Raw genomic sequence first — 24,467 nt, forward strand, 5'->3', positions numbered from 1 at the left:
GGGCCGCTTCCACTGGAGGAGGGGGCGATATGCAGAATTATCCGCCACTGTCACGCGCTTCAATCGTCCAAATAGAAGGCGCTTTTGCCGCCTGCTCGGCCGAGCGGCTGGCGTTGGCGCTGGTATTGTGGAACCCTGGCAACATGTGACGGAAGTTATTGTACCCGTCGTTGCCTTGCAAGCCAGGGTTTTGTTCTCTGGGTGCAACAGGCATGGAACAGATATGAAGCAGACCAGAATCGGGAGGCAAAGTGAAAACAGGCGGTATCGATAGCAGCAGGATCGAGGCGATGATCGCGCAACTGAAGTCGGCGGCCACGCGGCCGGAGGCGAAAATACCGGCGATCCAGACCGAGATGCCGGCGGCGAAGGTGAATTTTGCCGATGCCTTCAAGAGCGCGCTCGACTCCGTGAGCGGCGCGCAAAAGGCTTCGTCGGCGCTGGGCCAGCGCTTTACCATGGGCGACGAAAAGGTCAGCCTGTCGGACGTGATGGTAGCGATGCAAAAGTCGAGCATCGAATTCCAGGCGACAGTGCAGGTGCGCAATAAGTTAGTTGCTGCGTATCATGAGATCATGAATATGCAGGTTTAAAGTGAATTTACCCCAAAGGCAAATTCCGGGGTCAGACCCGGCGGGTCTGACCCCAGCTTTCGGCTGGGTTATCAGCTGAGTCCAGCCATGCGAGCATTGCGCTCCCGCTCCAGCCGCGTGATATAGCGCTGCACGTGCGCCAGCATGCTGCGCGGCAGGTCGACGAACTGGCAGCCGAGGCGGCGGTTCAGTTTGTTGTTCAGCAGGGTCATGTCCAGCGAGTTGCGAATTTGCAAAGTCGCGGTGACGATGCCGACGTCGGGCAAGTCGATGCGGCAGCCTGGATAGTCCCTGCCGATGGTTTCGCCCAGCATCAGTTTATTGTCGAGGATGGCGATGCCGCCGCAGCTGATGTCGGCCAGCGGGAACAGGGTATCGGCGCCGCCCAGCGAGGGTGGCAGGGGAATCGAGACGCGCACGGGATTGCTCACGGGCGTCGTCATGCGGTAGTACTCGCGCCGCTGCAAACGGATCAGTGTTTCTGGAATGGCAATTTTCAAGGCGGGCGTGCCGCCGTAATTACACTCTTCCACCTGGGCGCTGGCAAACAGGATGCGGATCTTGTCGAGCGAGGTTTCAAACGAAATGCCCGTGGCGGCCAGCATGCGCCGGTTCTGGTCGGCGTTCACGGAACGGTCGAGGATGACGGTGTTATGGTCGGCATCGACTTCCAGGATGGACGTGACGCACACATCGGATTCACCGTGGATCAGCATGCGGATCAGCTGGTTTTTTTCGCTGATGCCGCGCAGCAAGGCGATGATTTCCCGCCGCGATTCCACTTCAAAATCATGCCAGTTTTCGAGACCGGAATCCATAATATGTGCTTGCATTGATGCCTGTCTATGTATCGGTGAGGTTGACGCTGGTGTCGGGCGGCGGCGGGATCGGCCCGCCATTCGCAGATTCAATATGATATAACCAGGCCAGCAGTTCCGCAATCGCCCGATACAGGCCGGGCGGAATCTGGCGGTCCAGGTCGACATCCATCAGCAGCGCCACCAATTCCTTCGATTCATGCACGAACACGCCGTGTTCGCGCGCCGTGCTGATGATCTGGTCCGCGATCAGGCCGCTGCCCTTGGCTACCACCTTGGGCGCCGGCGTGCCGCTCTGGTAGGCCAGCGCGACGGCCGTCTGCGGCACCTTGCGTCTGCTGTCGTCAAGCATCGTCTTCTCCAGCCGCCGCCTCCGGCTTGCCGGCGATCATCAGCGACGACAATGGCCAGCCAGCCGCGTCGAGCGACGCTTCCAGCCGCGCCGCATGCTGGCGCAAGGTGTCGGCGCTGCCTTCGCTGCCCGCCTGCAACTGGATGGATACGCGGCCGCCCTGCAGGACCACATGCGCGGCCAGGTCGCCCAGAAGGGGGAACTGGAAGCGCACATTGCTGCGCCAGGCCGTCGCTTCCTCGTCGCCATCGCGTCCTTCGTGCTGCTGTCCTTCCGGCGCATCCTTGCTGATATCCCACTGCATCTTCTGGCCGGGCCAGGCTTCGCCCTGCCACTGCACGCGCGCCTGTTCGTGCGTATGCAGCTGCAAATTGATCAGTTGCGCCGAAGCGAGGTCGGTGCCCGTTCTGGCCATGTCGCCCTGTGCCGCCTTCTGCATTTGCGGCTCCAGCAGCAGCGAGGCCAGCGGCCGCTTGCCTTCGGCCCATTCGGCCACGTGCGATTCATAGAACAGGCCGCTGCTGCCGACCGCATCGCGCAGGTTCTGGGCCACCTGGGCCGGAGCGGCGCCCGGCGTGGCCATCAGCGGCGTCTTGCCGACCAGCGACAGGGGTGCGCCGGGCACGCTTTCGGCCTGGCTGAGCACCGTGCTGATGGCGCGCGCGGTGGTGCTCAGCTCTGGCGCGGGCGTGTCGCCGGCCAGGGCGGGCAGCAGATTGGCGGGTGTCAGGGGTGCACGGCTGAGCAGGGTGGCGGCCGTGCTGCTGGCGCGCGTGCCCGCCTGGGCGGCACCGGCCTGGGGGCCGCGCAGGTCGGCTGCCTCGGGCTCGGCTTCCGCGTCCGCATATGTCAGCAGGGCGCTGGCGGGCTGGTCGCGGTTATTGCCGATTTGAAAAGAGGGGCGGGGATTGATGCCGATCAGGGTCAGCGGGATTTCCGTGCCCGGCTGGGCGCCGGCGGGCAGCTGCATGCGGGCCGGCGTGCCGGCCACGCGCACGAGGAAGCTGCCGTCGCCCATGCGGGCCAGCACCTGTCCCTGCATGGATTTGCCGATCAGTCCCTGCAGCGAGCGCTGGAATTCGGCCTGGCGTGGGTCGGCGACACTGTCGGCCGCCCGCGTGCCCTTGACCGGGGTCAGGGGCGTCATGCCGATCGCATCCATCTTCGGCAACATGATAGCTGACCTTGCCCCGTGGGCGTTTAGACGCCGTAGGCGTTGGCCAGGCGCCGCTCGGTGCCGGTGCTGTTGATCAGCTTGGACAAGTGGGCCATCCACGGCATGGTCAAATCGCGGATCTTGCGGTCGTCTTCGAGGATCTGTTTGATCAGGGCGACCTTGCGCTGGCGGCCGGCGCTTTCCAGCACGACTTTTTCTTCATTCGCCTTCAGCGCAGCCACATGCGCGCTCACTTGCTGTTCCAGCGCTTCGAGCTCGTCCCAGTCGGCATTGCTGGCGGCGGTCACCATCCGGCCCGTCAGGGTCTGCATGGCTTCGTAGGTGGTCAATACTTCTTGATTGGTCATCATGGGTCAGGCGCTCGCAAGGCTGGGCATACGTTTCAAATCGGCGCCGGGAATGGCGGCCGGCGTGGCGCCGATGGCGTTCCAGGTTTCGCGCAAGTCGGTCAGCAGGCGCTGCACTTCTTCCAACAGGCTGATGTCGTTTTTCAGGTTGGCCATCAGCAGGCGCGCGCTCATGTATTCGTACAGGGCGTCGAGGCCTTCGGCGATCTGGCCGCCAGCGTCCTTGTCCAGGCTGGCGCGCAAGCCATTGTCGATGATCTGGATGGCTTTCGAGATGGACTTGCCTTTTTCCGGCACATTGCCCGATTTCATGTGCATCTGTGCGCTGAGCACTGCCACCAGGGCGCCGTCGTACAGCATCACGATCAGCTTGTGCGGCGAGGCCGAGACGATGCCCGTCTCCAGGCCGACCTTGGCATAGGCGTTGACGCCGCGTTGTTGGGTTCCAAACATGTAATTCTCCTGATGATAGCGCTTAACGGTTGGCGGCGATGGCGGCCAGCTGCTGGGTCAGATAGGTCTGCGTAGTCTGCATGGCACTCAGCGACACGTCGAGGCGCGAGAACTGGGCGCGATAGCGCGCTTCGATGGCGGTCAGTTTTTCGCTGAACTTGTCGCGCTGCGCCGCCACCGATTTCAGGGTTTCGTTGATGCCATTCGTGCGGCCGGTGATCATGCCGTCCGTCCCCAGGAAGGAGGTGGCCAGATTGTTCAGCTGGTAGGCATAGCCTTGCGAGAAGCTGACGGTGCCGCGCGGGCCGATCGTGCCGCCAGTTACCTCGATTTTCAAGCCTTCCGACGACGAACCGGGCGCGCCCGTCAGCGTCTGACCGGAGCCGATGACCGGTTGTCCGCCCAAGGTGCCAGCCACGTCGGCGCCCTTGACGGGCTTGGCCGTGCCAAACAAGGTTTCAATGGTGGTTCCCGTGCCGTTGCTCAGGGCCAGGTTCGACACGGAACCATAGCGGCTCGAGGCCAGCACCAGCTTGCCCGTGCCATCGATCGAGGCGGACACGGTGGCGCCATTGTCCGAGAAGGCTTTCACGCCATTGATCGACGATTGCACCAGCGCCGCCAGCTGGGCCGGTGTGTAGGTGCCGGCCGGTATCGTCACCTGGGCCGTGTTCTTGGCGGATGAAGGATCCGTATCGTTCAGGGTCACGTTCCAGGTGGTATCGCTGGCGATGGTCGTGCTGGCGCCCAGCACGCCGGTCGAGGTGAGCGAACCCTGGCTGGCCATGGTGGTGATGCTCAGTTCATACGTGCCGGGCTTGGTTGCCGCCGTCGAGCTGGTAAAGGAGACGTTGCTGTCGCTGGTCTTGCCGATGGCCGAGAACAGGCCAGCGATATCGCTGAAATTGGCACTGATGGCCTTGTCGAGTTTGCTGGAATCCAGCGCCAGGCTGCCGTCTTTCTGGAAAGAAATACCCACCTGGCTGAGGGTACTCATAGTGCTGTTCAAGCCGGTGATCGGCGCGCCCAGCTGTCGGCGCAGCTGGCTCTGGATCGATTGCACGGTCGAGTCGCCCAGCAGCACGCCGCCAGTCTTGGTGTCAGGATTGTACGCCGTCATTTTACCGATCGCCGTGTTCAGTTCGTTGTATGCCTTGACGAAGGAGTTGATGCTGGTCTTGACGGTGGTGGTGTCTTTGGCAACGGACAGGCTGCTGCTGCCGACCTTCGCGATGTTCAGGGTAATGCCTTCGATTGCCGTATCGACGCTGTTCGAGCTGCTGGTGATGGGAATGCCGTTAACACTGAACATGGTGTTCTGTGCCGCGCTGTTCTGCTTCAGATTCTGCGCGCCGCCAACGTCGTAGGCCAGCAAGGATTCCAGGGCGCTGTCCGCGGGCTGGCCGTCACTGCCGCTCAGCGAGATTTTCATGGCCGAATTGGCGCCCGTCTTGCTTGAGCTGAGCACCAGGTGGAACGGTTTATCCGTGCCGTCGGAAACGATGCTGGCCGTGACGCCCAGACCGGCGTTGTTGATGGCGTCGCGTATGCCTTGCAAGGTATTGTTTGTCGAATCAATGACGACCGACCCCGTTGCCTGCGTCGCATCCTGGGTAAAACCGGCACCCATGTAGCTGCCGACGGTGCCCGCCGTCAGGCCGGCGGCGGCCGGATTGCTGCCAGCGATGATGATGGGGCTGGCATTGCCCGATGTCAGGGTGATGGCGCTGGCAATCGTCACATTCGAGCCATCGTTGCTTGCGCCCGCTGCCTTGCCGATGCCACCGCTGACGCCACCCGTGACGACCTCTTCAATATTGATGTTGGAGCCATCGGCGCGCGTAAATTGCAAGGTACCATCGGCAGCCTTGCCCGTGACCGTGATATTGGCCGCGGCCAGCGCATTCGAGACGGCATTCGGCCCTTCCAGCTTCGCATCGAGGCTGGCGGCGGTGATGCCGGCGCCGGCGGCCACGTTCTCGCCTTGCGAGACGATTTCAATGCCGCCAACGGACAGGGAATAGCTGCTGCCCGCGCCGCTGGTGGCGACATTGCCATACGTGCCGAACATGGCGGCATCACTGCTTGCTGGCTGGGCTGTCGCCGTGACGCCCGTGGTGCTGCTCTTGGCATTGATGGCATCGGCCAGCGCGCGTGCGCTTTTCGTGCTGGCGTCCGTCGGGATGGCCGTGCCGTTGAGGCTCAGCGAACCGTTGCTTACGCCGTTCAGCAGTGTGCTGCCGCTCAGGGCCGTGCCTTTGGTGCCAAAGGTGCCGCCGCTGGCCGAGCCGAGCTGGAAGGAAATCGTCGTCTTGGCGCCCAGGCCGATGGTCGACAGCTTGCTGGCCATGCCACCTGACGTCAGGGTCTGCGCCTGCGCCAGCTGCGAGACATTGATATTGTAAGTGCCGGCCACGGCCTTGGCGCCAGCGCTGGCGGACAGCACCAGCGGATCCGATGGCGTGGCGCTGACGGCGCGGAAATTGTTCGAGTTGGTCAGTGACGACAGCGAGCTCTGGAAGGTGCTGATCGAACCGCCCAGTGTACCCAGGGCGCTGAGCTTGGCCTGGTAGGAGGCCGTTTTCTTGTCGTAGAGATTCAGCGGCGCCGACTCAGCCGTCATCAGCTTCTCGATGATGGCATTGACGTCCAGCATGCTATTGCCGATGCCCGGAGAGGATAAGGTTGGTGTGATGGCCACTGCATGCTCCTAGGAAAACACTAATATAAGCTGTTATCGGCAGAATCAATCAGGACTTGAGAGGGGGATTTACCGCGCTGTTTTCATTTCGGGGAAAAAAGCGGCCTGGTGTGCGTAAAGGGTTGCTCTTGTGGTAATAAGAATACGGGGGCCGGCAGGCTGGCTGGCGGACCCCGGTGTCGTGCTGATGCATGGCGAAACATGGCAGCGCGGACGGTTTTGCATGGCATCCGTCAGGCGCTTTGGCTGATGAGCGCGCCTTTGGCTGACTCGAAGGCCTTGGCCAGCGCCAGGGCTTCCTTGGTCGGGATCTGCCGCAAGACTTCCTTGGTTTCCTGGTCGATCACCATGACGACCGTGCGCTGGCTGTCCTCATCGACGGAAAATTCCAGGCCCTGGGTCTTGATTTGTGATGACTGGTTCAGTTCCGATACCGCCTGGTCCAATTGGGCGCGGCTGGGTTCCTGCTCATTTTGCTGCGTTGTCACGGCGTCAGTGGTGCTGCGAGATGCCGCGGCACGCGCCGGCGCGATGTCTGCCGGAGTGTAACTCTTCTCGATCCGGCTGGCCGAGGCGGCTGATATCGTGTCTATAGTCATGGTGCTCTCCTAGTGAAAATTCCCCTGCCGAAAAAATCCGGCAGGGGAACCTGGGTCTGGCGATGTGACGAGACTAATCGAAGATTAGCCGCGCAGCAGGCTCAGCACGCCGTTAGGCAGCGAGTTTGCTTGCGCCAGCATGGCGGTACCAGCTTGTTGCAGGATCTGGCCGCGGGTCAGGCTGGCCGTTTCTGCTGCGAAGTCGGTATCGACGATGCGGCTGCGCGATGCGGACAGGTTTTCCGTCGTCGATTGCAGGTTCGAAATCGCCGAGGAGAAGCGCGATTGCAAAGCACCGTACTGAGCGCGTTGGCTGTTGACCGTCGACAGTGCCGCATCGGTGATCTTCAGGGCCAATTGCGCGCCCGCAAACGTCGTGACGTCCAGCGATGCAACCGATTTCAGCTGCGAACCAGCATTCGTGGTTCCAGCGGCCGCCGCACCCAGGCCCAGGCCGGAACCCGCATCGGTCACGGAGAAGCTGCTGTCCGAATCGAACGTCACGCTGCCGTTGGCGATACCAACTGCAGCTGCACCTTTGGTATCAGCAGCCGCCGACAACGTGTTATCCAAGTTGTAGGTTTTGACGTCCAGCTTGACAGCAGCCGTGGCGCCATTCGTCACCTGGATGTCGGCACCATTGGCATTACTCAGCTTGATGCCAGGATTTTTGGCGTCAAAACTTGCCGTGATGCCCGTTTTGGCGGTTTGTGCATTGATCGCGTTGATGCCGGCGGCAAAGTCGGCAGCCTGATTGGCGGCGCCGGTGACGGTGAACGAAACAGTCACGGCATCAGCAGGTGCAGAATTATCGCCGTTCAATTTGAACGAGTACGATTCCGCGCCCAAACCCAGGTTGGCTTCGGTTTTTGCCGTGGCGGTGACGCCGGTGCTTGCCGTTTTGGCATTCAATGCGGCAGCGATCGACTTGGCGGTGTCGCCTGCAACAGTGGTGTACTTGTCGGTACCCAGCTTGCCGTTGACGGTGACATCTTTGGCTGCAACGACGTTGGTCGTGGTTTGTTTGGCCGCTGTAGCGTTGTTTTCAACGCGGTTGTTGCCATATGTGTTGGTCAGGAAGTTCGCGCCGTTGGCGGAAATCAGCTGATTCGCATCGGCGCCGACCTGGAAGTTGGCCGTACCCATGGTGCCATCGAGCAGTGCCTGGCCGTTGAACGAGGTGGTCGTGGCGATACGGTTCAGTTCCGAGTTCAGCTGCGTCACCTCGGTTTGCAGCGCCTGGCGGTCGCTCGACGAGTTGGTCGAGTTCGACGACTGTACGGCCAGTTCGCGGATACGTTGCAGGATGTCGCCCGAGCTCGACAGTGCACCTTCGGCCGTTTGGGCCAGCGAGACGCCGTCGTTTGCATTGCGGGTTGCTTGGGTCATGCCGCGGATTTGCGACGTCATACGGTCGGAAATCGCCAGACCAGCAGCATCATCCTTGGCGCTGTTGATGCGCAAGCCAGAGGACAAGCGTTGCAGCGAGGTGCTCAGGGATGCTTGCGAGGAGCCCAGGTTGCGTTGCGAGTTCAGGGAAGCGATGTTGGTGTTAATTACTGCAGCCATGTTAATTCTCCAGACAGGTACTACATTGCGCTATGTGCTAGTCACTTTGGCCTGCCCCGCTGTTCCGGGACAATCAAGCCGCTGTTGTTTAGGGTAACGGTTGCTCTGCGGGAAAATTTATGGCGAAAAGTGCTTTAAATTTTAATTTTTAGCCCTTCAGTTTGTCGCATGCCGCGCGCTAGACGACATGCTTTTTGGAAACTTTAGGGTGAAAATAATTTTATTTTTATATGGTGCGCATGCTGGCGGCGTGCTGGAGGCAGGGGGGTGTTATTGGTTTTGCCATGAAGTTGCCGTCCAGCTGGGCAGCGGGACGGCATGGCGTAGGCCGGACGGACTCAGGCGGCCAGCATCCTCGCCCTCGTTGGTAGGAGCCAGGATAGGCGAGGAAAAAGTGGATCAGGACTTTTTGGTGAGGTCATATGGCGGACGGATCGTTCGTGCCCGACAAGCGATAGCATATTATTCGCCAGTTGTTGTGTTCACGATTTCCGTTTACGTCGAACGATGAAACCCATCAAGCCTAAACCTGTGAGTAACATGGCATAAGTTTCGGGTTCGGGAACTGCGGAGGTAAATGTCAGGGACAATGTTTGAGCGCCAGATGGAAAACCGGTGAAGTCAGTCCAGTTTTGTCCTTCTATAGAGGATTTCATCATGAATCCCACAGGCGTACCATTTTTATAAGCCTTGTTCAGATATTCTGTCAGGTCGATGGGTTTTTTTTGGCTTATATTGGTTGCTGTCTTTGCTACCAATCCCCCGATGGGATTCGGAGCGGTATAGTAATTAAAGGATACCCAGTTTCCATCGGTAAGATAAACCTCCATGCTACGGGCAGTTATCGGTGTCCATAAAAGCCCCGATGTCAGCGTGACGGAGGGATCATAGGCTGGCAAGATGAACTTTTCATACAGGCGGCTATAGCCTTCGCCAAAAATAGCCCCTACTTCACCTCTATCTAAGGTGTTTGTGTTGCCGTTGCGGGTATTGTAAAAAGTTGATAGGTGCTGGCTGCTTGTGATGGAAATTTCTTTGACAGCCGCCTGGGAGACCGCAGGCATGATTGCAGCCATGAAGATTGCGAGCGCGAATAAGGTATTTGAGGATATATTTTTAATGCACTTAAGTGGACTTCTTTTCATATGGCATGCCCTGAAAGGTTGATTTAATAAAATTATTGGCATAACTGGTGTGTGTAGCCTTTTCTTAAAAAAAAGCACACAACCATGTTACATTGCCAATTAAGTCATTAAAACGATCCAGGTTAATTTTTTAGTAATTCGCCGAGTCATTTTTTTTCGGTAATGCCCCGAGGCAAAGTGATTGAGGTGCTGTGTGTTGCTTCGTACCACATGGGTTCACTCCGCCACCACCACCCGGTTCTTGCCCGTCTGCTTGGCCTGGTACATGGCGCGGTCGGCGCGCTTGACCAGCTCGGCCTGGTCTTCGTTGGGCAGGCGCAGGGCCACGCCGGCGGAAAAGGTGATCAAGACTTTTTCGTTGTCGTGCAAGAAGAAATGCCGGGTCAGCTCGCGCTGCAGGCGCGTCATCGTCGACGAGGCCGCCTCGACCGTCGTTTCCGGCAGCAGGATGAGGAATTCCTCACCGCCGAAGCGGGCGATGACGTCCATCGAGCGCAGGGTTTCCTTGACGATTTTTACCAGGTGTTTCAAGGCGGCATCGCCGGCCAGGTGGCCGTAGGTATCGTTCAGGCGCTTGAAGTCGTCGAGGTCCAGCATGGCGATGCACAGCGGCGTGCCGCGGCGGTCGGAACGGGCCGTCTCGCGCTCGAACACGTCGTCCAGGCCACGGCGGTTCAGGCTGCCCGTCAATTGGTCTTCCCGCACCAGTTCGCTCATATGCTGGAGTTTCGCTTCCAGGGTGTGGATGCGCTGTTCCGCATCCTGCACTTCCTGGCGCGCCAGCACCATCTTGTCACGTGCGCGCAAGGCCTCGTTCTGCACCATGCGCGTTTCGCGCAGGACTTCGTCGAGAACGCTGTTCAGTTCGCTGATATTTTCCGCCTGGCTGATCTTTTCCGAATAGCCGCCGATCTTTTCATGGAAGTCGCCCGTACTGGCCGCCACTTGGCCCAGGCGGTCGATGAAGGTCATCATCATGTTCTTGACCGTCAGCTTGACGTCGGACAGGCTGTGCTTGAGCTGGCTTTGCTTGTAGATGACTTCCTTCAGGCTGCGCGTGGCGTCTTCCAGCGCGCGCTGGTCGAGCGGGCCAGCGATCAGGTTTTGCACGGCATCGACCTGGCCGCGCAGCCAGCTGTCGTCGTCGAGCAACTGGCTGACGTTGTCGAGCAGCAGCTTGAACAGGCGCAGCAGCAATTCCTGCTGCTCGGCCGTGTCGCCGCTTTTCAATTCGATCTGGTAGCACAGCTGTTTCAGGCGCAGGGCCGCTTCGTTCAGCGCTTCTTCCGTATGGGCTTGCTTGATGGCCGCGCCCAGCGATTCGGCCTCTTCCACCAGCGCGGGCGTGCCCGTCAGCAAGGTGGCGACGGCAAAGCCCAAGGTACGGCTGAGCAATTCACGCAGGGTGCGCGTCTGTTCGCCGTCCGGCAGGGGCGGCAATTCGATGCCGCCGCCTTTCTTGACCTGTTTCTCCGCCAGCTGCGCCAGGGTGCGCGCATAGCTGTCCCAGTCGCGCGCTTTCAGTGCGCGCTGGAAACGCTTGCCAAAGTCGCCCAGTTCGCCCGCGGATTCGCTCATCTTGGCGGCAAATTGCGTCAGGACGTTTTCCGCGCCGCTCTCCGTGGGTGCGCTGGCGGCCAGCACGGCACCAGGCGCCGCAGGGCTGTCCGCCGGTTCGCTGATGCCGGCGATTTCATTGTAGATATCGCGGTAGGCGCTCGGCGTGGGGGCGATGCGGCGCGTGGCCAGGCGGCGAAACGCTTCGCGGGCGATATCGGCCGGGTTCATCGCCGCGGCGGCGGTATTCGTGGCGCCAGCGGGAGCGCTTGCTGGTGAAGATGGCAATTTACTGGACATGTAGGCACAGCCTTTTCAGATATTTCTCATTATCCCCATGATATGCGAGTTGGCAAAGAACTTATTGTGCGAGAAGCAAGGAGAAGTCCTGTCAATTCGCCCGATGCCAGCGGGCATGCCGCTTTGCCGTCAATCCACCAGCTGGTTGCGGATCGCGTAGTGCGTCAGTTCCGCGCTATTCTTGAGTTTCATCTTGACCAGCAAGCGGGCGCGGTATTCGCTGACGGTTTTCACGGACAATTTCAGCTCTTCGGCGATGGCGCCCACGGCCTTGCCCGAGGCAATCATCACCAGGGTCTGGTATTCGCGGTCCGACAAGGTGTCGTGCAAGGCCGTTTCGTGGTCTTCACCCACCGTGTTGGCCAGTTCCTGCGCCAGCGAGGCGCTGATGTATTTCAAGCCCTGCGCCACCTGGCGGATGGCCGTGACCAGCTCGCGCGGCGCGCTCTGTTTCGTCAGGTAGCCTGCCGCGCCCGCCTTGAGCGAACGGATGGCGTACTGGTCCTCGCGGTGCATGGACAGCATCAGCACGGCCAGTTCCGGCTTTTCCTTCTTGATCTGCTTGAGTACCTCGATGCCGCTGCGGTCGGGCAGGGATATGTCGAGCAGCAACACCTGGCATTTGGAGCCACGGAACAGCTTGATGGCGTCGTGGCCATTTTCGGCTTCGCCGGCCACGATGATGTCCTTGGTATCGGCGAGGATTTGCTTCAAGCCTTCGCGCACGATCGCATGATCGTCGGCGATGAATACCCGGATGGTGGCTTTTTCTTTCATGACTGCGTTGTTTCCTATCTAATTCACCCACTAGGCCGCGTCTGGCGGCGGCCCGCTGTGCGCTGGCGCACTGGCTGCAGCCGCTATTATCGCCTCTCGCGCCGTGGTCAGCCGGATTTTTATGCTCAGGATGGTGCCGCCATCCGGCCCATCCATCAGGCTCAAGGTGCCGCCCAGCGCGCTGGCCCGTTCGGCCATGCCGCGGATGCCGAACGACTGCGGCTTGGCGCGGTCGGACAGGCGCATGCCGACGCCATTGTCGGCGATCGACAGGCTGATATGCTGGCGCTGCCGGGCCAGGCGCACGCTGACCTTGCTCGCCTGCGCATGCTTGGCGATATTCGTCAGCGCCTCCTGGGCGATGCGGAACAGGCTCGTCGCCTGGTCCAGCTCGAGGTCGATGTGCTGGCGGTTCGAAATGAACTGGCATTCGATGCCTGCCTGGCGCGCGAATTCCTTGACTTGCCAGTCCAGCGCGGCGACCAGGCCCAGGTCCAGCATGGACGGGCGCAAGTCCAGCGAAATGCGGTGCACGGCGTCGATGCTGCGGTCGACCAGGGCGTCGACATAGTCGGCCTTTTCCTGCAATTGCGGGTCGTCCGGCGGCAGGCGGCGCGCCAGCATGGCCAAGGCCATCTTGATGGCCGTCAAGTTGCCGCCCAGGTCATCGTGCAGTTCGCGCGCCAGGCGCGTGCGTTCGTGTTCCTTGACCTTGTCGATATGCGCAGTCAGCTCGGCCAGACGGGCGCGCGACTGGCGCACTTCAATCTGTTCGAGCCGGCTTTCCGTGATGTTCGTCATGATGCCTTCCCACTGCACCGTGCCGTCGGCCAGCGCGCGCGGCGTGGAGCGCAGGTTGATCCATTTGACGTCCTTCCAGGCGTCGATCCAGATGCGGCCTTCCCAGTTCCAGCTCCACAAGGCGTTTTTTGAGGCCTGCATCGATTCCAGATACGAGGCGCGGTCGTCGGCGAGGATCAACTGGTAAAACAGTTCCGGGCGCGCGTGCAGCAGTGCCGGGCTTAGGCCCAGCAGGGCTTGGCAGCCGTCGCTCAGGTAGGCAAAGGACGCCCGTCCATCCGGATGCAGGCAGAACTGGTACACGAGGCCCGGCGTATTCGAGACGATGGCGTTGAAGCGCGACTGCACCTGCGCCAGGGCGGCGGCCGTCGCCTGCGGCGTGCGCAAGTCTTCGCCTTCGGCCAGCAGCAGTGCGCGGCCGTGGCGGTGGGCGCGCGACAACTGCAGGCTGAGCGAATACAGGCTGCCGTCGCGGCGGCGCTGCTGCACGTGCAGCCGGGCTTGCGCGCCGATGCTGTCGTCCAGGGTGGCCAGCACGGCGGCCAGTTGCTGCGCGTCGAGCTGCGGCGCCAGCGTGAAGGGCGTCATCGCCAGCAATTCCTTGCGTGCGTACTGCAAGTTGTCGCAGGCGGCATCGTTGGCGTCCAGCAATTGCAAGCTGGCCGCGTCGTACAGGTAGATTTCCGGCGCCGCCGCGCGCATGGCGGGGGCCAGCCGGGGAGTGTCGTGCATGGAGTTGGCTTTCTTCATCAGCGGCGGGCGCGCCAGAAGGCGGCGAAGCGGCGCAGGACCCTGGCAGGGCGCGAATTATGGCGCCCTGGCGTGCCCTTGCGCAAGCGCTGCCACCAGGCACGGCGGGCGCGGCCCAGCGCGGCCGACAGGCGACTGACCCGCCGCCATGGCCGCGTGGCGCGCAGGCGGGCGATCCAGCGGTCCTTGGTTTCCATGAACAATCCATGCCAGCGCGCAAACCATGGCAAACTCAACAGGGTAGGGCGCGTCAGGCTGTACAGGCGCGCCACGGCGGCCGCGCCGCCCAGCTTGGCGATGACAATCACGCCGATGCCGGAAAACGCATGGCCGCGCGCGATCGCCAGCAGGGCCAGCAGCTTGACGGGAAACAGCAGCACGGCCGGCAGCACGAAGATGGCCAGTGCCCAGTACGGCGGCAGGCGCTTGATCCACGCTTCGAGTGCATGCAGGGGCGGAAATTGCGCGATCACCTGCATGATGCGGGCCCCGGTCGCCCACAGCCATTCCTCGATCAGCAGGAAGATGGCGGCCAGGTAGACCAGCGGCGCGAACAGCCAGCGCCTGACTCTGTAGAATTTTTTCATCCGTCTCCGTGTGCGGCGCAGGTTTGCCGCGATTGCCACGATGATACGTCAAAAAAGCCCGCTTGCCCCCGTATCCCGTGTGCCCGCGGCTCCCTGGCGGGGCTACAATAGACAGATGAATAAAGCCTTTGTAAAAGAATCCGACAACGACGACGATGAAGAAGCGGCCGCGCTGGCGCTGGCCATTCCCGCCGGCGCCAAGAACTACATCACGCCGGCCGGTTACCAGCGCATCAAGGAAGAGCTGCTGCAGCTGATCGACGTCGACCGTCCGGAAGTGGTGCGCATCGTCCATTGGGCGGCGTCGAATGGCGACCGTTCGGAAAATGGCGACTATATCTACGGCAAGCGGCGACTGCGCGAAATCGACCGCCGCATCCGCTTCCTCACCAAGCGCATGGACCTGGCCGCCATCGTCGACCCCAGCGTGCACCATGGCAACGACCAGGTGTTCTTTGGCGCCACCGTCAAATATCGCACGGAAGATGGCGAAACGCACACCATCACCATCGTCGGCATCGACGAGTTCGATCCCCTGAACGGCAAGATCAGCTGGGTCTCGCCCATGGCCCGCACCATCACCAAGGCGCGCGAAGGCGACGTGATCACTCTCACCACGCCGCTGGGCGAGCAGGAACTGGAATTGCTGGAAGTGACGTATCCGGCGCCGGGGGAGGGGTAGTTTGCGGTGACGCAGGGTGGCAAGCGGCGTGTTCCGCCAAAATGAAAGCTCCTTTTTTGTGAGGAGCTGCCATGGCTCGCACCGCGCGCTTGTTTTTGCCTGGAATGCCCTTGCATGTGGTGCAGCGAGGGGCGGACAGGCAAGCATGTTTCCTTGATGCCGATGATTACCTGCGATATTTGTCTTATTTGAGCCAGGCGTTGCAAGCGAATCCATGCAGAATCCATGCTTATGTACTCATGACAAATCATGTGCATTTGCTGTTGTCAGCAGACACTTCCACTATTCCCTCTGGTTTAATGAAATCGCTTGCGCAGCGGTATGCGCAATACTTCAATTGGCGTTACGGAAGGACTGGAAGCATATGGGATGGCCGTTATAAGTCTTGCCTGGTGCAAGATGAGTTATACCTACTGGTTTGTCAGCGTTATATCGAACTCAATCCGGTTCGTGCTGGGATGGTTGACTTGCCAGGAGCGTATCGTTGGTCCAGCTATCGCTGTAACGCGTGTGGCGAGCTTGATAGCCTGGTAACTGCACATCCGCTGTATTGGCGTTTGGGGGGAAGTCAGGTGGAAGCACAGGCTGCCTATCGTGAACTTTTTCAACGGGATTGGTCGTTGAGAGATTTGAGTCAGTTGCGCGCCAGTATCAATGCCGAATTTGCACTTGGTGATCAGGATTTTTTGCGACATGTTGCAGAACGCGGAGATCAGCCGCAGGCGTAAGCTTGGGGTCAGACCCGGCGGGTCTGACCCCAGGGCTAGTTACGTTCGCGCAGGATGCGGTTCACGCCGGCCACTCTGCGTACATTGCGCAGCAGGGCGGCCAGGTGGACCCGGTCCTTGACTTGCACGGTGAAGCGCAGCTGGTCGAGGACGTTGTCCTTGTCTTCGTCCATGCCCACATAGATGATATTGGCGTCGGATTCGCCGATTTCGGCGGCCACGCGTGCCAGGATGCCCCGCTCGCTGTTGATCAGCACCTTGATGCGGCAGTCGAAACGGCGGTTCAGTTCGGTTCCCCAGCGCACGGCGATCCAGCGGTCCGGTTCCTTGGCGCGCTGGCGTTTCGCTTGCGAGCAGTCGCTCGTGTGCACGAGCAAGCCCTGGTCGCGGCGCAGCTGGCCGATGATCTGGTCGCCAGGGATCGGCAAACAGCATGGCGCCAGTTGCACGGAGACGCCTTCGCTGCCGCAGATGGTGACGGGGTCGAGCTCGCTGCCGCTGTTGTGTTCCACGGGCATGCTGGCCGCTTCGCCGCCGATCAAGCCGAAGATATGGCGCGCCACCAGGGTAGCCATGCGTTTGCCGATGCCGATGTCCGCGTACAGCTCGTCCATGGAATTGGCGCTCGATTCGTTGAGCAGGCGTTCGACCAGCGGTGCTTGCAGGTCGGCGTCGATGTTCAGGGTGTGCAGCGCCTGCGACAGCAGTTGCTGGCCCAGGGCGATCGATTCGGGCAGGTTGATCGTGCGCAGATGGTGGCGGATGGCCGAACGGGCCTTGCCGGTGCGCACGAACGACAGCCACGTCGGGCTGGGGCGCGACGAAGAATCGGTGATGATTTCCACGATGTCGCCATTGTGCAGCTCGGTGCGCAGGGGCGAGGTTTCGTTGTTGATCTTGACGGCTACGGTCTGGTCGCCGATGCCCGTGTGGATCGAGTAGGCGAAGTCGATGGCCGTGGCGCCGCGAGGCAGGGCGATGATCTTCGACTTCGGCGTAAACACGTAGACGGAATCGGGGAACAGGTCGACCTTGACGTGTTCGAGGAATTCGGCCGAGTCGCCCGTCTGCTGCTGGATGTCGAGCAAGGATTGCAGCCACGCATGGGTGCGCTGCTGCAGGTCGGACGGGTTCGATTCGCCGCTCTTGTAGAGCCAGTGCGCCGCCACGCCCGATTCGGCCGTGCGGTGCATTTCCTGCGTGCGGATCTGGAATTCCACGGGCGTGCCGTACGGGCCGATGACGGTCGTGTGCAGCGACTGGTAGCCGTTCAGCTTGCGGATCGCGATGTAATCCTTGAACTTGCCCGGCATGGGCTTGTACAGGCTGTGCAGGGTGCCCAGGGTCACGTAACAGTCGGCAAAACTGCCCACCACCACGCGGAAGCCGTACACGTCCAGCACTTGCGAGAACGACAAATGCTTGCTGCGCATCTTTTTATAGATGTCGTACAGGGTCTTTTCGCGGCCCGTGACGTCGGCCTCGAGCTCGGCCATGGACAAGGTGCTTTTCACCGCTTCCATGATCTTGTTGACCACTTCGCGCCGGTTGCCGCGCGCCGCCTTGACAGCTTTCGCCAGGGTGCGGTAGCGCATCGGGTACAGGTGCGAGAACGACAGGTCCTGCAGCTCGTGGTAGATGTTGTTCAGGCCGAGGCGGTGTGCGATCGGCACGTACACTTCCATGGTCTCGCTGGCGATGCGGCGCTTTTTCGCCGCCGTCATGAAGTCCAGCGTGCGCATATTGTGCAGGCGGTCGGCCAGCTTGATCAGGATCACGCGCACGTCGGACGCCATGGCCAGCAGCATCTTGCGGAAGTTTTCCGCCTGTGCTTCGATCTGGCTCTGGAATTCGATCTTTTCCAGTTTCGACAGGCCATCGACCAGGTGCGCCACCGGTGCGCCGAAGCGCTCGATCAATTCATCCTTCTTGACGTCCTGGTCTTCCATCACGTCATGCAGCAGGGCGGCCATGATGGCTTGCGCGTCGAGCTTCCAGTCGGCGCAGATTTCGGCGACGGCGATCGGATGCGAGATATACGGCTCGCCCGAGCGGCGCATCTGGCCCAGGTGCATTTCGTCGGAGAAGCGGTAGGCTTCCTTGACTTTCTTCAGGTCGGCGGGAGACAGGTATTCGGCCAGCTTGTCGGCCAGATGGCTGACGGAGGCCACGCCGAGGGCGGGCGCTGGCGGTGCTGCGGGGGTGTTGCTGCCGGACGTGCCGGTGCCGGGCGCGGAAGCGCCCTGCGGTTTTGCCGCCTGGCGCGGGGCCAGGGGCGGCAGTGCTGCGGAAGTCGTGTCGGCTGGGGTCAGACTCATAAAACGTCGCGTTGCTTCACAGTGTGAATAAAGGATACGGTAGAACCAGGGGTCAGCACTGTTCCGGCACGCGGGTTCCCAATTACATCGGGACCTTTTTCAGCATTTCGATGCCGACTTTACCGGCAGCGATTTCACGCAGTGCGACAACGGTAGGCTTGTCCTTGGCTTCCACCTTAGGGGTGTGGCCTTGCAACAACTGACGTGCGCGATAGGTCGCAGCCAGGGTCAGCTGGAAACGGTTAGGGATCTGCTTCAGGCAATCTTCGATTGTGATACGGGCCATAGTAACTCCTAAATTTGTGTGCGTGGTGCTGTGTGAACTGGCGTGCAGAGACGATTATTCTGCGTGCAGGCCCAGCTGGGCGAATAGCGATGCGTTGCGGGCCGCTTGTTGCGCAAACCGGCAACGGGCCGCTCTCACGATCGCGCTCAGTTCGGACAAAGCGACCGTAAACTCTTCATTGATAATAACATACTCGAACTCGGGAGCGTGTGCGATTTCGCCGCCGGCCGCCAGCAGGCGGCGCGTGATCACGTGCGGCTCGTCCTGGCCGCGCTTGTTCAAGCGTTCTTCCAGCGCATCGATCGACGGCGGCAGGATGAAAATGCCGGCCGCGCGGGGGAATTGCTTGCGCACCTGGCGCGCGCCCTGCCAGTCGATTTCCAGCAGGATGTCGGTGCCGGCGGCCATTTGCTGTTCCACCATGATGCGCGAGGTGCCGTAGTAATTGCCATGCACTTCCGCCCATTCCAGGAATTCGCCCTGGTCGGCGCGCGCGACAAAGTCTTCCGCCGTCGTGAAATAGTACTCGCGGCCATGCTGCTCGCCCGGACGGGGCGCGCGCGTGGTGGTCGAGATCGACAATTTGATGCCGGGCTCTTGCGCCAGCAATGCATTGACCAGTGTCGATTTGCCGGCGCCCGATGGCGCGGCAACCACGAACAGGCTGCCGGAGAAGGCGGTAGGGTGGCTCATGCGGATCTTTCAATAATCGTGTTGTTGGCGCCGATGCTCGCGCAAGCGGCGCCCAATCCGCTATTTTACCAAGAGGCAAGGCGGCGAGCCAGTCCCAAAGCGGCCGGCATGGAGGATGCCTGGCCAGGCTGGCCCTTATTCCAGGTTCTGCACCTGTTCGCGCATCTGCTCGATCAGCAGCTTCAAGTCCATCGAGGCGTCGGCCAGTTCCTTGACGGACGCCTTGGCGCCCAGGGTATTGGCTTCGCGGTTCAGTTCCTGCATCATGAAGTCGAGGCGCTTGCCCACTTGCCCGCCCTTGGTGAGGATGTGGCGCGTTTCGCCCAGGTGGGCCGACAGGCGCGCCAGTTCTTCCGATACGTCGATGCGGATGCCGTACAAGATCACTTCCTGGCGGATGCGCTCCATGGCGTCCTGGCGCGACAGGGCCGAATTCGAACCCTGGCTGGCCAGACCCAGCGCGTCCTGCATGCGCTCGATGGCTTTTTGCTGGAAGGCCGCCACCACTTGCGGTATCAATGGCGTGATGCGCTTGACGATGGCTTCCATCGCTTCGATGCGCGACACGAGCACGGCTTCGAGCGCCGCGCCTTCGCGCTTGCGGCTGTCGACGAAAGCGGCCACGGTGCGCTTGGTCAGCGCGCCCACGTCCGCCTGCAAGGATTCCTGTCCCACTTGCGCTTCTTCGATGACGCCAGGCCAGCGCAGCAGTTCGGCCACCGTCATGACGGGCGCGGAGACAAAATGCTGGCCCACTTCGTTTTGCAGGCGCGCCAGTTCGGTCAGCAGGGGCAGGTTCAGCGCCTGCGTGCCGGCCGTTGCGGCCTTGCGGCCAAAGCTCAGGCGTACCTCGACTTTGCCGCGCGTGATGGCGGACATGACGGCGGCGCGCAAATCAGGCTCCAGGGCCCGCAGATCGTCGTTGATCCGGAATTGCAGGTCGAGAAAGCGTGAGTTGACGCTCTTGATTTCAATTGTCAGTGTGCCTGCAGCACCTTCGCTGGTGGCAACCGCGTAGCCTGTCATGCTTGAAATGCTCAAAGGATTCCCCGATTTGGTCTTGTATACAGTCACTTATACACTTAATCAGCCAGCGCAGGCAATACCGCCCGCGCCGCAAAACAGGACCGAAGTGCTCGATGGCCTGGAAATTGCTGAATAGTGTGCGTTTTACGGCATTGTAAAGAAAATTGTGTTTGGCGGGGCAGGATTGTATGGATCATGTGTGCGCCGCCCGCCATTGCGCCTTGCGCTGTTGCATGGCCGCAAATAGACGGGCGCGCGGTGGTAGAATCGCTGCCGCAACCCCAATCACACAGGACATCCCCATGACATTCGAATCCCGCCCGAGCGGCCGCGCCGTCGATGCGCTGCGCGCCATCCGCATCACCCGCCAGTACACCAAGCATGCCGAAGGCTCGGTGCTGATCGAGTGCGGCGACACCAAGGTCATCTGCACCGCCAGCATCGAAGACAAGGTGCCGGGTTTCCTGAAGGGCAAGGGCCAGGGCTGGTTGACGGCCGAGTACGGCATGCTGCCCCGCTCGACGCATACGCGCATGGACCGCGAAGCGGCGCGCGGCAAGCAGTCGGGCCGCACGCAGGAAATCCAGCGCCTGATCGGCCGCTCGCTGCGCGCCGCCTTCGATTTGCAGGCGTTCGGCGAACGCACCCTGCACCTCGATTGCGACGTGATCCAGGCTGACGGCGGCACGCGCACGGCTTCGATCACGGGCGCCATGGTGGCCGCGTATGATGCGTTTTCCCAGTTGCAGGCACGCGGCGCGATCACCGCCATTCCCGTGAAAAGCTTTGTCGCCGCCATCTCGGTGGGCGTCTACCAGGGCATGCCGGTGCTGGACCTCGACTACGTGGAAGACTCGGGCTGCGACACGGACATGAACGTGGTGATGACGGAAGCGGGCCACTTCATCGAAGTGCAGGGCACGGCAGAAGGCGCCGCTTTCGACCGCGCCGGCATGAACCGCTTGCTGGACCTGGCACAGGGCGGCATCGCCGATCTGATCGCCATGCAGAAGCAAGCCCTCGGCATTTAATCTTTACACAGATTTACACATCGCCGCCCGCCGCGCCGGGCAACAAACCCGTTTTTGCCGCCGTTGAGCGCGGCGGTGGGCCAAGGTGAGGGGAGCGCAAAAGGTTTACAATGTCGGCACTTCAACCGGACTACTGACATGACTCAACGCCTCATCCTCGCCTCCAACAACGCCGGCAAGCTCAAGGAATTCAACGAGCTGCTCTCGACCATCGGTTTTTCCGTCCACGCCCAGGGCGAGTATGACGTCCCGGAAAGCGACGAGCCGTTCCACACCTTCGTTGAAAACGCCCTGCAGAAGGCGCGCCACGCATCGCGCCTGACGGGCTTGCCGGCGCTGGCCGACGATTCCGGCGTGTGCGTCAATGCGCTCGGCGGCGCGCCGGGCGTGTACTCGGCGCGCTATGCGGGCGAGCCGAAATCGGATGCGGCCAACAGCGCCAAGCTGATCGCGGACCTCGAGGCGCATGCCGACAAATCCGCGTATTACTACTGCGTGCTGGTGTACGTGCGCCATGCGGACGACCCGCAGCCCGTGATCGCCGACGGCCGCTGGAATGGCGAGATGATCGCCACGCCGCGCGGTAACGGCGGCTTCGGCTACGATCCGCATTTCTTCCTTCCCGCGCTGGGCAAGTGCGCGGCCGAACTGACGTCCGATGAAAAGAACGCGCTGTCGCACCGTGGCCAGGCCCTGCGCGCGCTGGTGGAAAAGCTGCGATGATCCCGATCAAACTGGTGGGCGCCGTTGCCAAGTCGGCAGCCAAGCCCGGCGCCGCTCCCGCGCCGCAGGAAGGCATTTCCGGCGCGGCCGGGGCGGCCCTGAAATACCTGCAGCCGGGCGCGCTGAACCTGACGGCCCTGCCGCCGCTGTCGCTGTACATCCATTTCCCGTGGTGCGTGAAAAAATGCCCGTATTGCGACTTCAATTCGCACGAGGTGCGCGGCGACTTGCCGGAAGCCGAATACCTGGCGGCCCTGCGGCTGGACCTGGAAATGGCGCTGCCGCTGATCTGGGGCCGCAAGATCCATACGATTTTCATCGGCGGCGGCACGCCCAGCCTGATGTCGGCGGCGGGCCTGGACCGGCTGATGTCGGACGTGCGCACCCTGCTGCCACTGGAGCCCGATTGCGAAATCACCATGGAAGCCAATCCGGGCACCTTTGAAGCGGAAAAATTCAAGTCCTACCGGGCCAGCGGCATCAACCGCCTGTCGATCGGCATCCAGAGCTTCAATGGCCGCCATTTGCAGGCGCTGGGGCGCATCCACGACGACAACGAGGCACGCCGCGCGGTGGAGATCGCGCATGCCAATTTCGACAATTTCAATCTCGACCTGATGTACGCGCTGCCCACGCAGACGCTGGACGAGGCGCGGCAGGACCTGGAAACGGCGCTGTCGTTCGCGCCGCCGCACCTGTCGCTGTACCACCTGACGCTGGAGCCGAACACCTTGTTCGCCAAGTATCCGCCCGTGCTGCCGGACGACGACGAGAGCGCCGACATTGCCGACATGGTGGCCGCGCGCGCCGCGCAGGCTGGCTACGGCCGCTATGAAGTGTCGGCCTATGCTCAGCCGGGCCGCCAGGCAAAGCACAACCGCAATTACTGGGAATTCGGCGATTATCTCGGCATTGGCGCGGGTGCGCATTCGAAGATATCGTTCCCGCACCGTGTGCTGCGCCAGGCCCGCTACAAGCAGCCGCGCGCCTACATGGACGCGGTACTGGCCGGCAACCCGGTGCAGGAAGAGCGCGAACTGGCGCGCGAGGAAATGGGTTTTGAATTCATGCTCAATACCCTGCGCCTGACGCAGGGTTTTGCGCCGAACCTGTTCGCCGAGCGCACGGGCCTGGCCCTCAACGCCATCGAGCAGCCACTGAATGCGGCCGAAGCGAAAGGCTTGCTGTACCGCGACCACCAGGTCATCCGCCCGACGGAACGGGGATTGTGCTTCCTGAACGACCTGCAGCAGATGTTCCTGGAAGATTAATGCGTGGTGACGGCGCGCAGGCGCTGCAGCTTGGCCGCATAGAGCGTGTGGTCGCTGCGCGTGGTGCTGCTGCTCATCGCCAGTTCCAGCTGCTTGCCGGCCTGCTCCAGCTGGCCCAGGCGCGCATAGGCTTGCGCCAGCCAGAAGTGGAACTCGTGGTAGTACGGGTCGCGCGCGATTTCACGTGAAAACAGCTGTATCGCCCGCACGTAATCATTTTGCTGCATGGCCGCCTTGCCCAGGTTGAAGTAGTGGAAAGGCGGCTGCGGCTGCAGCGCCAGCAGGCGCCGGCGCAGCGGCAGCGCTTCATTCTGCAGGCCGGACGCTTCCAGCGCCTGCGCCAGGTTCGACAGCAGCACCGTGTTGTCCGGCGCGCGCGTCAGCGCATGGGCGAACGTGCGCCGCGCTTGCGCCAGGTTGCCATGGCGGAACTGGACCACGCCCAGGGTGTTGTAGGCGCCGGTGAACGAGGGGTCCTGCAGCAGCGCTGCCCGGGCCCACCAATACGCCTGGTCCAGCTGGCCTTCGCTCATGCTTTCGGCGGCTCGGTTGTTCATGTACATGGCGAGCACGGTTGCTTCGTCGAGTTCCCGCGTGCGATAGCTGCCCATCTCCGCGGACGGCAGGAAATCGATCACCATCATGCCCTTGGCATCGTACCTGCCGGATTTGTCGTCCAGCCGCTGGCCCAGTACCAGGTTGACGTGGCCGGCGACAAAATACATGTCGCCGCTGCGGCTCCAGCTTTCTTCACCGAGCACCTCCTGGTAGCGCACCTGCAAGCCCATTTCATGCGCCAGCGCCGCCGTCATGATCACCAGCGACAGGCAGTTGCCCTGGCGCGCCGCGAACGTTTCGCGCGCATTGCGCGTCATGGCCGCATCGTATTCGAGTTTCAGCCTGCTCTTGTCGTACAGGGCGTCATACAGGGCCGCGCGGTCGTTCTTGTTGCGCGCCTCGCGCCGCACTTGTGTGCGCACATACTGGCGCATGGGCTCGTCGATGGCAAAGACCTGGCTGGCGTCGATGGCGGCGGCCGGGGCGAAATCGCTGTCGTTGAAGATGGGGGGCAGGCTGGCAGGCGGTGCGACGCTGCAGGCCGCCAAAACACAGCAGAGCAGGGCGGCGCCCAGGTGCTTGAAGCAAGGGGCGGAAACAAGATGGGGGCGCATGGTCTCTCCCT

At 61.7% G+C, this 24,467-nt stretch carries 24 protein-coding genes; 6 read left to right on the top strand and 18 right to left on the bottom strand.

Translation table 11 applies throughout. The features are described from left to right. Positions 1-290 precede the first annotated feature (290 nt). On the top strand, positions 291-593 hold the full coding sequence (gene fliE, locus JAB6_RS16240) for a flagellar hook-basal body complex protein FliE (protein WP_230517249.1): 303 nt from the start codon (positions 291-293) through the stop codon (positions 591-593). A gap of 71 nt (positions 594-664) precedes the next feature. On the opposite strand, the gene JAB6_RS16245 is transcribed toward fliE, so the two are convergent. The 13 genes from JAB6_RS16245 to JAB6_RS16300 form a co-directional block, all read right to left on the bottom strand. Further along, entirely contained in the window at positions 665-1,411 is a 747-nt protein-coding gene (locus JAB6_RS16245) for a flagellar brake protein (protein ID WP_083292750.1), read from the bottom strand. Positions 1,412-1,436: 25 nt separating this feature from the next. Continuing rightward, complete coding sequence (locus JAB6_RS16250) at positions 1,437-1,763, bottom strand: EscU/YscU/HrcU family type III secretion system export apparatus switch protein (RefSeq protein ID WP_034754014.1); 327 nt, start codon at positions 1,761-1,763, stop codon at positions 1,437-1,439. Then, entirely contained in the window at positions 1,756-2,937 is a 1,182-nt protein-coding gene (locus JAB6_RS16255) for a flagellar hook-length control protein FliK (RefSeq protein WP_070303635.1), read from the bottom strand. Before JAB6_RS16255 ends, JAB6_RS16250 begins: the two co-directional genes overlap by 8 nt. 26 nt (positions 2,938-2,963) lie before the next feature. Beyond that, positions 2,964-3,290 carry a flagellar protein FliT gene (locus JAB6_RS16260; RefSeq protein WP_070303636.1) on the bottom strand — a complete coding sequence of 109 codons (327 nt, stop codon included), beginning with the start codon at positions 3,288-3,290 and terminating at the stop codon, positions 2,964-2,966. Between the two features lie 3 nt (positions 3,291-3,293). After that, the gene (gene fliS / locus JAB6_RS16265) at positions 3,294-3,740 is read right to left on the bottom strand and encodes a flagellar export chaperone FliS (RefSeq protein ID WP_034754008.1); all 447 of its coding nucleotides are present in this window, start codon (positions 3,738-3,740) and stop codon (positions 3,294-3,296) included. A 22-nt stretch (positions 3,741-3,762) separates the two neighbouring features. Further along, positions 3,763-6,441, bottom strand: a complete 2,679-nt coding sequence (gene fliD, locus JAB6_RS16270) for a flagellar filament capping protein FliD (protein ID WP_252867337.1) — start codon at positions 6,439-6,441, stop codon at positions 3,763-3,765. A 233-nt stretch (positions 6,442-6,674) separates the two neighbouring features. After that, positions 6,675-7,040, bottom strand: a complete 366-nt coding sequence (locus JAB6_RS16275; protein ID WP_070303638.1) for a flagellar protein FlaG — start codon at positions 7,038-7,040, stop codon at positions 6,675-6,677. Between the two features lie 84 nt (positions 7,041-7,124). Beyond that, a complete protein-coding gene (locus JAB6_RS16280) occupies positions 7,125-8,609 on the bottom strand; it encodes a flagellin (RefSeq protein ID WP_070303639.1) in 1,485 nt (494 codons plus the stop codon). A 482-nt stretch (positions 8,610-9,091) separates the two neighbouring features. Further along, positions 9,092-9,685 (bottom strand): PEP-CTERM sorting domain-containing protein, encoded by a 594-nt coding sequence (locus JAB6_RS29370; protein WP_083292751.1) that lies wholly within the window; start codon positions 9,683-9,685, stop codon positions 9,092-9,094. A gap of 285 nt (positions 9,686-9,970) precedes the next feature. Then, positions 9,971-11,542 (bottom strand): diguanylate cyclase, encoded by a 1,572-nt coding sequence (locus JAB6_RS16285; RefSeq protein WP_070303640.1) that lies wholly within the window; start codon positions 11,540-11,542, stop codon positions 9,971-9,973. A 198-nt stretch (positions 11,543-11,740) separates the two neighbouring features. Beyond that, positions 11,741-12,388, bottom strand: coding sequence for a response regulator transcription factor (locus JAB6_RS16290; protein WP_034753998.1), 648 nt, complete (start codon positions 12,386-12,388; stop codon positions 11,741-11,743). A gap of 30 nt (positions 12,389-12,418) precedes the next feature. Next, entirely contained in the window at positions 12,419-13,921 is a 1,503-nt protein-coding gene (locus JAB6_RS16295) for a histidine kinase (protein ID WP_254671649.1), read from the bottom strand. 17 nt (positions 13,922-13,938) lie between these two features. Next, complete coding sequence (locus tag JAB6_RS16300) at positions 13,939-14,526, bottom strand: membrane protein (protein ID WP_034753995.1); 588 nt, start codon at positions 14,524-14,526, stop codon at positions 13,939-13,941. Between the two features lie 115 nt (positions 14,527-14,641). Here JAB6_RS16300 and greB point away from each other — a divergent pair, with 115 nt between their 5' ends. Together greB and JAB6_RS28510 are read left to right on the top strand one after the other, a co-directional pair. Next, complete coding sequence (gene greB, locus JAB6_RS16305) at positions 14,642-15,208, top strand: transcription elongation factor GreB (protein ID WP_034753993.1); 567 nt, start codon at positions 14,642-14,644, stop codon at positions 15,206-15,208. A 71-nt stretch (positions 15,209-15,279) separates the two neighbouring features. After that, positions 15,280-15,936: a transposase gene (locus JAB6_RS28510; protein ID WP_083292752.1), complete on the top strand. Its 657-nt coding sequence runs from the start codon at positions 15,280-15,282 to the stop codon at positions 15,934-15,936. A 35-nt stretch (positions 15,937-15,971) separates the two neighbouring features. Here JAB6_RS28510 and JAB6_RS16310 read toward each other — a convergent pair whose 3' ends face one another. The 4 genes from JAB6_RS16310 to JAB6_RS16325 all read right to left on the bottom strand — a co-directional run bounded on the left by JAB6_RS16310 (position 15,972) and on the right by JAB6_RS16325 (position 20,259). Then, positions 15,972-18,254, bottom strand: a complete 2,283-nt coding sequence (locus JAB6_RS16310) for a bifunctional (p)ppGpp synthetase/guanosine-3',5'-bis(diphosphate) 3'-pyrophosphohydrolase (RefSeq protein WP_070303641.1) — start codon at positions 18,252-18,254, stop codon at positions 15,972-15,974. Positions 18,255-18,336: 82 nt separating this feature from the next. Beyond that, the gene (rpoZ, locus tag JAB6_RS16315; protein ID WP_010400723.1) at positions 18,337-18,540 is read right to left on the bottom strand and encodes a DNA-directed RNA polymerase subunit omega; all 204 of its coding nucleotides are present in this window, start codon (positions 18,538-18,540) and stop codon (positions 18,337-18,339) included. A gap of 54 nt (positions 18,541-18,594) precedes the next feature. Further along, on the bottom strand, positions 18,595-19,233 hold the full coding sequence (gmk, locus tag JAB6_RS16320; protein ID WP_080753685.1) for a guanylate kinase: 639 nt from the start codon (positions 19,231-19,233) through the stop codon (positions 18,595-18,597). 135 nt (positions 19,234-19,368) lie between these two features. Next, positions 19,369-20,259, bottom strand: a complete 891-nt coding sequence (locus JAB6_RS16325; protein ID WP_034753986.1) for a YicC/YloC family endoribonuclease — start codon at positions 20,257-20,259, stop codon at positions 19,369-19,371. Positions 20,260-20,561: 302 nt separating this feature from the next. On the opposite strand from JAB6_RS16325, the gene rph reads away from it, so the two are divergent. From rph to hemW, 3 genes are all read left to right on the top strand, one after another. Next, positions 20,562-21,290, top strand: a complete 729-nt coding sequence (rph, locus tag JAB6_RS16330) for a ribonuclease PH (protein WP_070303642.1) — start codon at positions 20,562-20,564, stop codon at positions 21,288-21,290. 138 nt (positions 21,291-21,428) lie between these two features. Next, positions 21,429-22,013, top strand: coding sequence for an RdgB/HAM1 family non-canonical purine NTP pyrophosphatase (rdgB, locus tag JAB6_RS16335; protein ID WP_034753983.1), 585 nt, complete (start codon positions 21,429-21,431; stop codon positions 22,011-22,013). Continuing rightward, positions 22,010-23,284 (top strand): radical SAM family heme chaperone HemW, encoded by a 1,275-nt coding sequence (gene hemW, locus JAB6_RS16340; RefSeq protein WP_034753981.1) that lies wholly within the window; start codon positions 22,010-22,012, stop codon positions 23,282-23,284. The genes rdgB and hemW overlap by 4 nt, the downstream gene beginning before the upstream one ends. On the opposite strand, the gene JAB6_RS16345 is transcribed toward hemW, so the two are convergent. Further along, a complete protein-coding gene (locus JAB6_RS16345) occupies positions 23,281-24,456 on the bottom strand; it encodes a tetratricopeptide repeat protein (protein WP_083292754.1) in 1,176 nt (391 codons plus the stop codon). The genes hemW and JAB6_RS16345 overlap by 4 nt on opposite strands. Positions 24,457-24,467: the final 11 nt, after the last annotated feature.

The organism is Janthinobacterium sp. HH104 (genome assembly GCF_001758715.1).
In the GTDB taxonomy this organism is placed as follows: domain Bacteria; phylum Pseudomonadota; class Gammaproteobacteria; order Burkholderiales; family Burkholderiaceae_D; genus Janthinobacterium; species Janthinobacterium aestuarii.

What these genes read in the sequence shown, in the direction of transcription:
- rph (WP_070303642.1), top strand. Translation starts at nt 20,562, where the DNA reads ATGACATTCGAATCCCGCCCGAGCGGCCGCGCCGTCGATGCGCTGCGC.
- JAB6_RS16260 (WP_070303636.1), bottom strand. Translation starts at nt 3,290, where the DNA reads ATGATGACCAATCAAGAAGTATTGACCACCTACGAAGCCATGCAGACC.
- greB (WP_034753993.1), top strand. Translation starts at nt 14,642, where the DNA reads ATGAATAAAGCCTTTGTAAAAGAATCCGACAACGACGACGATGAAGAA.
- JAB6_RS16310 (WP_070303641.1), bottom strand. Translation starts at nt 18,254, where the DNA reads ATGAGTCTGACCCCAGCCGACACGACTTCCGCAGCACTGCCGCCCCTG.
- JAB6_RS16325 (WP_034753986.1), bottom strand. Translation starts at nt 20,259, where the DNA reads ATGACAGGCTACGCGGTTGCCACCAGCGAAGGTGCTGCAGGCACACTG.
- JAB6_RS16285 (WP_070303640.1), bottom strand. Translation starts at nt 11,542, where the DNA reads ATGAACCCGGCCGATATCGCCCGCGAAGCGTTTCGCCGCCTGGCCACG.
- gmk (WP_080753685.1), bottom strand. Translation starts at nt 19,233, where the DNA reads ATGAGCCACCCTACCGCCTTCTCCGGCAGCCTGTTCGTGGTTGCCGCG.
- JAB6_RS16295 (WP_254671649.1), bottom strand. Translation starts at nt 13,921, where the DNA reads ATGCACGACACTCCCCGGCTGGCCCCCGCCATGCGCGCGGCGGCGCCG.
- rdgB (WP_034753983.1), top strand. Translation starts at nt 21,429, where the DNA reads ATGACTCAACGCCTCATCCTCGCCTCCAACAACGCCGGCAAGCTCAAG.
- rpoZ (WP_010400723.1), bottom strand. Translation starts at nt 18,540, where the DNA reads ATGGCCCGTATCACAATCGAAGATTGCCTGAAGCAGATCCCTAACCGT.
- fliS (WP_034754008.1), bottom strand. Translation starts at nt 3,740, where the DNA reads ATGTTTGGAACCCAACAACGCGGCGTCAACGCCTATGCCAAGGTCGGC.
- JAB6_RS16245 (WP_083292750.1), bottom strand. Translation starts at nt 1,411, where the DNA reads ATGGATTCCGGTCTCGAAAACTGGCATGATTTTGAAGTGGAATCGCGG.
- JAB6_RS29370 (WP_083292751.1), bottom strand. Translation starts at nt 9,685, where the DNA reads ATGGCTGCAATCATGCCTGCGGTCTCCCAGGCGGCTGTCAAAGAAATT.
- JAB6_RS28510 (WP_083292752.1), top strand. Translation starts at nt 15,280, where the DNA reads ATGGCTCGCACCGCGCGCTTGTTTTTGCCTGGAATGCCCTTGCATGTG.
- JAB6_RS16250 (WP_034754014.1), bottom strand. Translation starts at nt 1,763, where the DNA reads ATGCTTGACGACAGCAGACGCAAGGTGCCGCAGACGGCCGTCGCGCTG.
- JAB6_RS16300 (WP_034753995.1), bottom strand. Translation starts at nt 14,526, where the DNA reads ATGAAAAAATTCTACAGAGTCAGGCGCTGGCTGTTCGCGCCGCTGGTC.
- fliE (WP_230517249.1), top strand. Translation starts at nt 291, where the DNA reads ATGATCGCGCAACTGAAGTCGGCGGCCACGCGGCCGGAGGCGAAAATA.
- JAB6_RS16290 (WP_034753998.1), bottom strand. Translation starts at nt 12,388, where the DNA reads ATGAAAGAAAAAGCCACCATCCGGGTATTCATCGCCGACGATCATGCG.
- hemW (WP_034753981.1), top strand. Translation starts at nt 22,010, where the DNA reads ATGATCCCGATCAAACTGGTGGGCGCCGTTGCCAAGTCGGCAGCCAAG.
- JAB6_RS16345 (WP_083292754.1), bottom strand. Translation starts at nt 24,456, where the DNA reads ATGCGCCCCCATCTTGTTTCCGCCCCTTGCTTCAAGCACCTGGGCGCC.
- JAB6_RS16255 (WP_070303635.1), bottom strand. Translation starts at nt 2,937, where the DNA reads ATGTTGCCGAAGATGGATGCGATCGGCATGACGCCCCTGACCCCGGTC.
- JAB6_RS16280 (WP_070303639.1), bottom strand. Translation starts at nt 8,609, where the DNA reads ATGGCTGCAGTAATTAACACCAACATCGCTTCCCTGAACTCGCAACGC.
- JAB6_RS16275 (WP_070303638.1), bottom strand. Translation starts at nt 7,040, where the DNA reads ATGACTATAGACACGATATCAGCCGCCTCGGCCAGCCGGATCGAGAAG.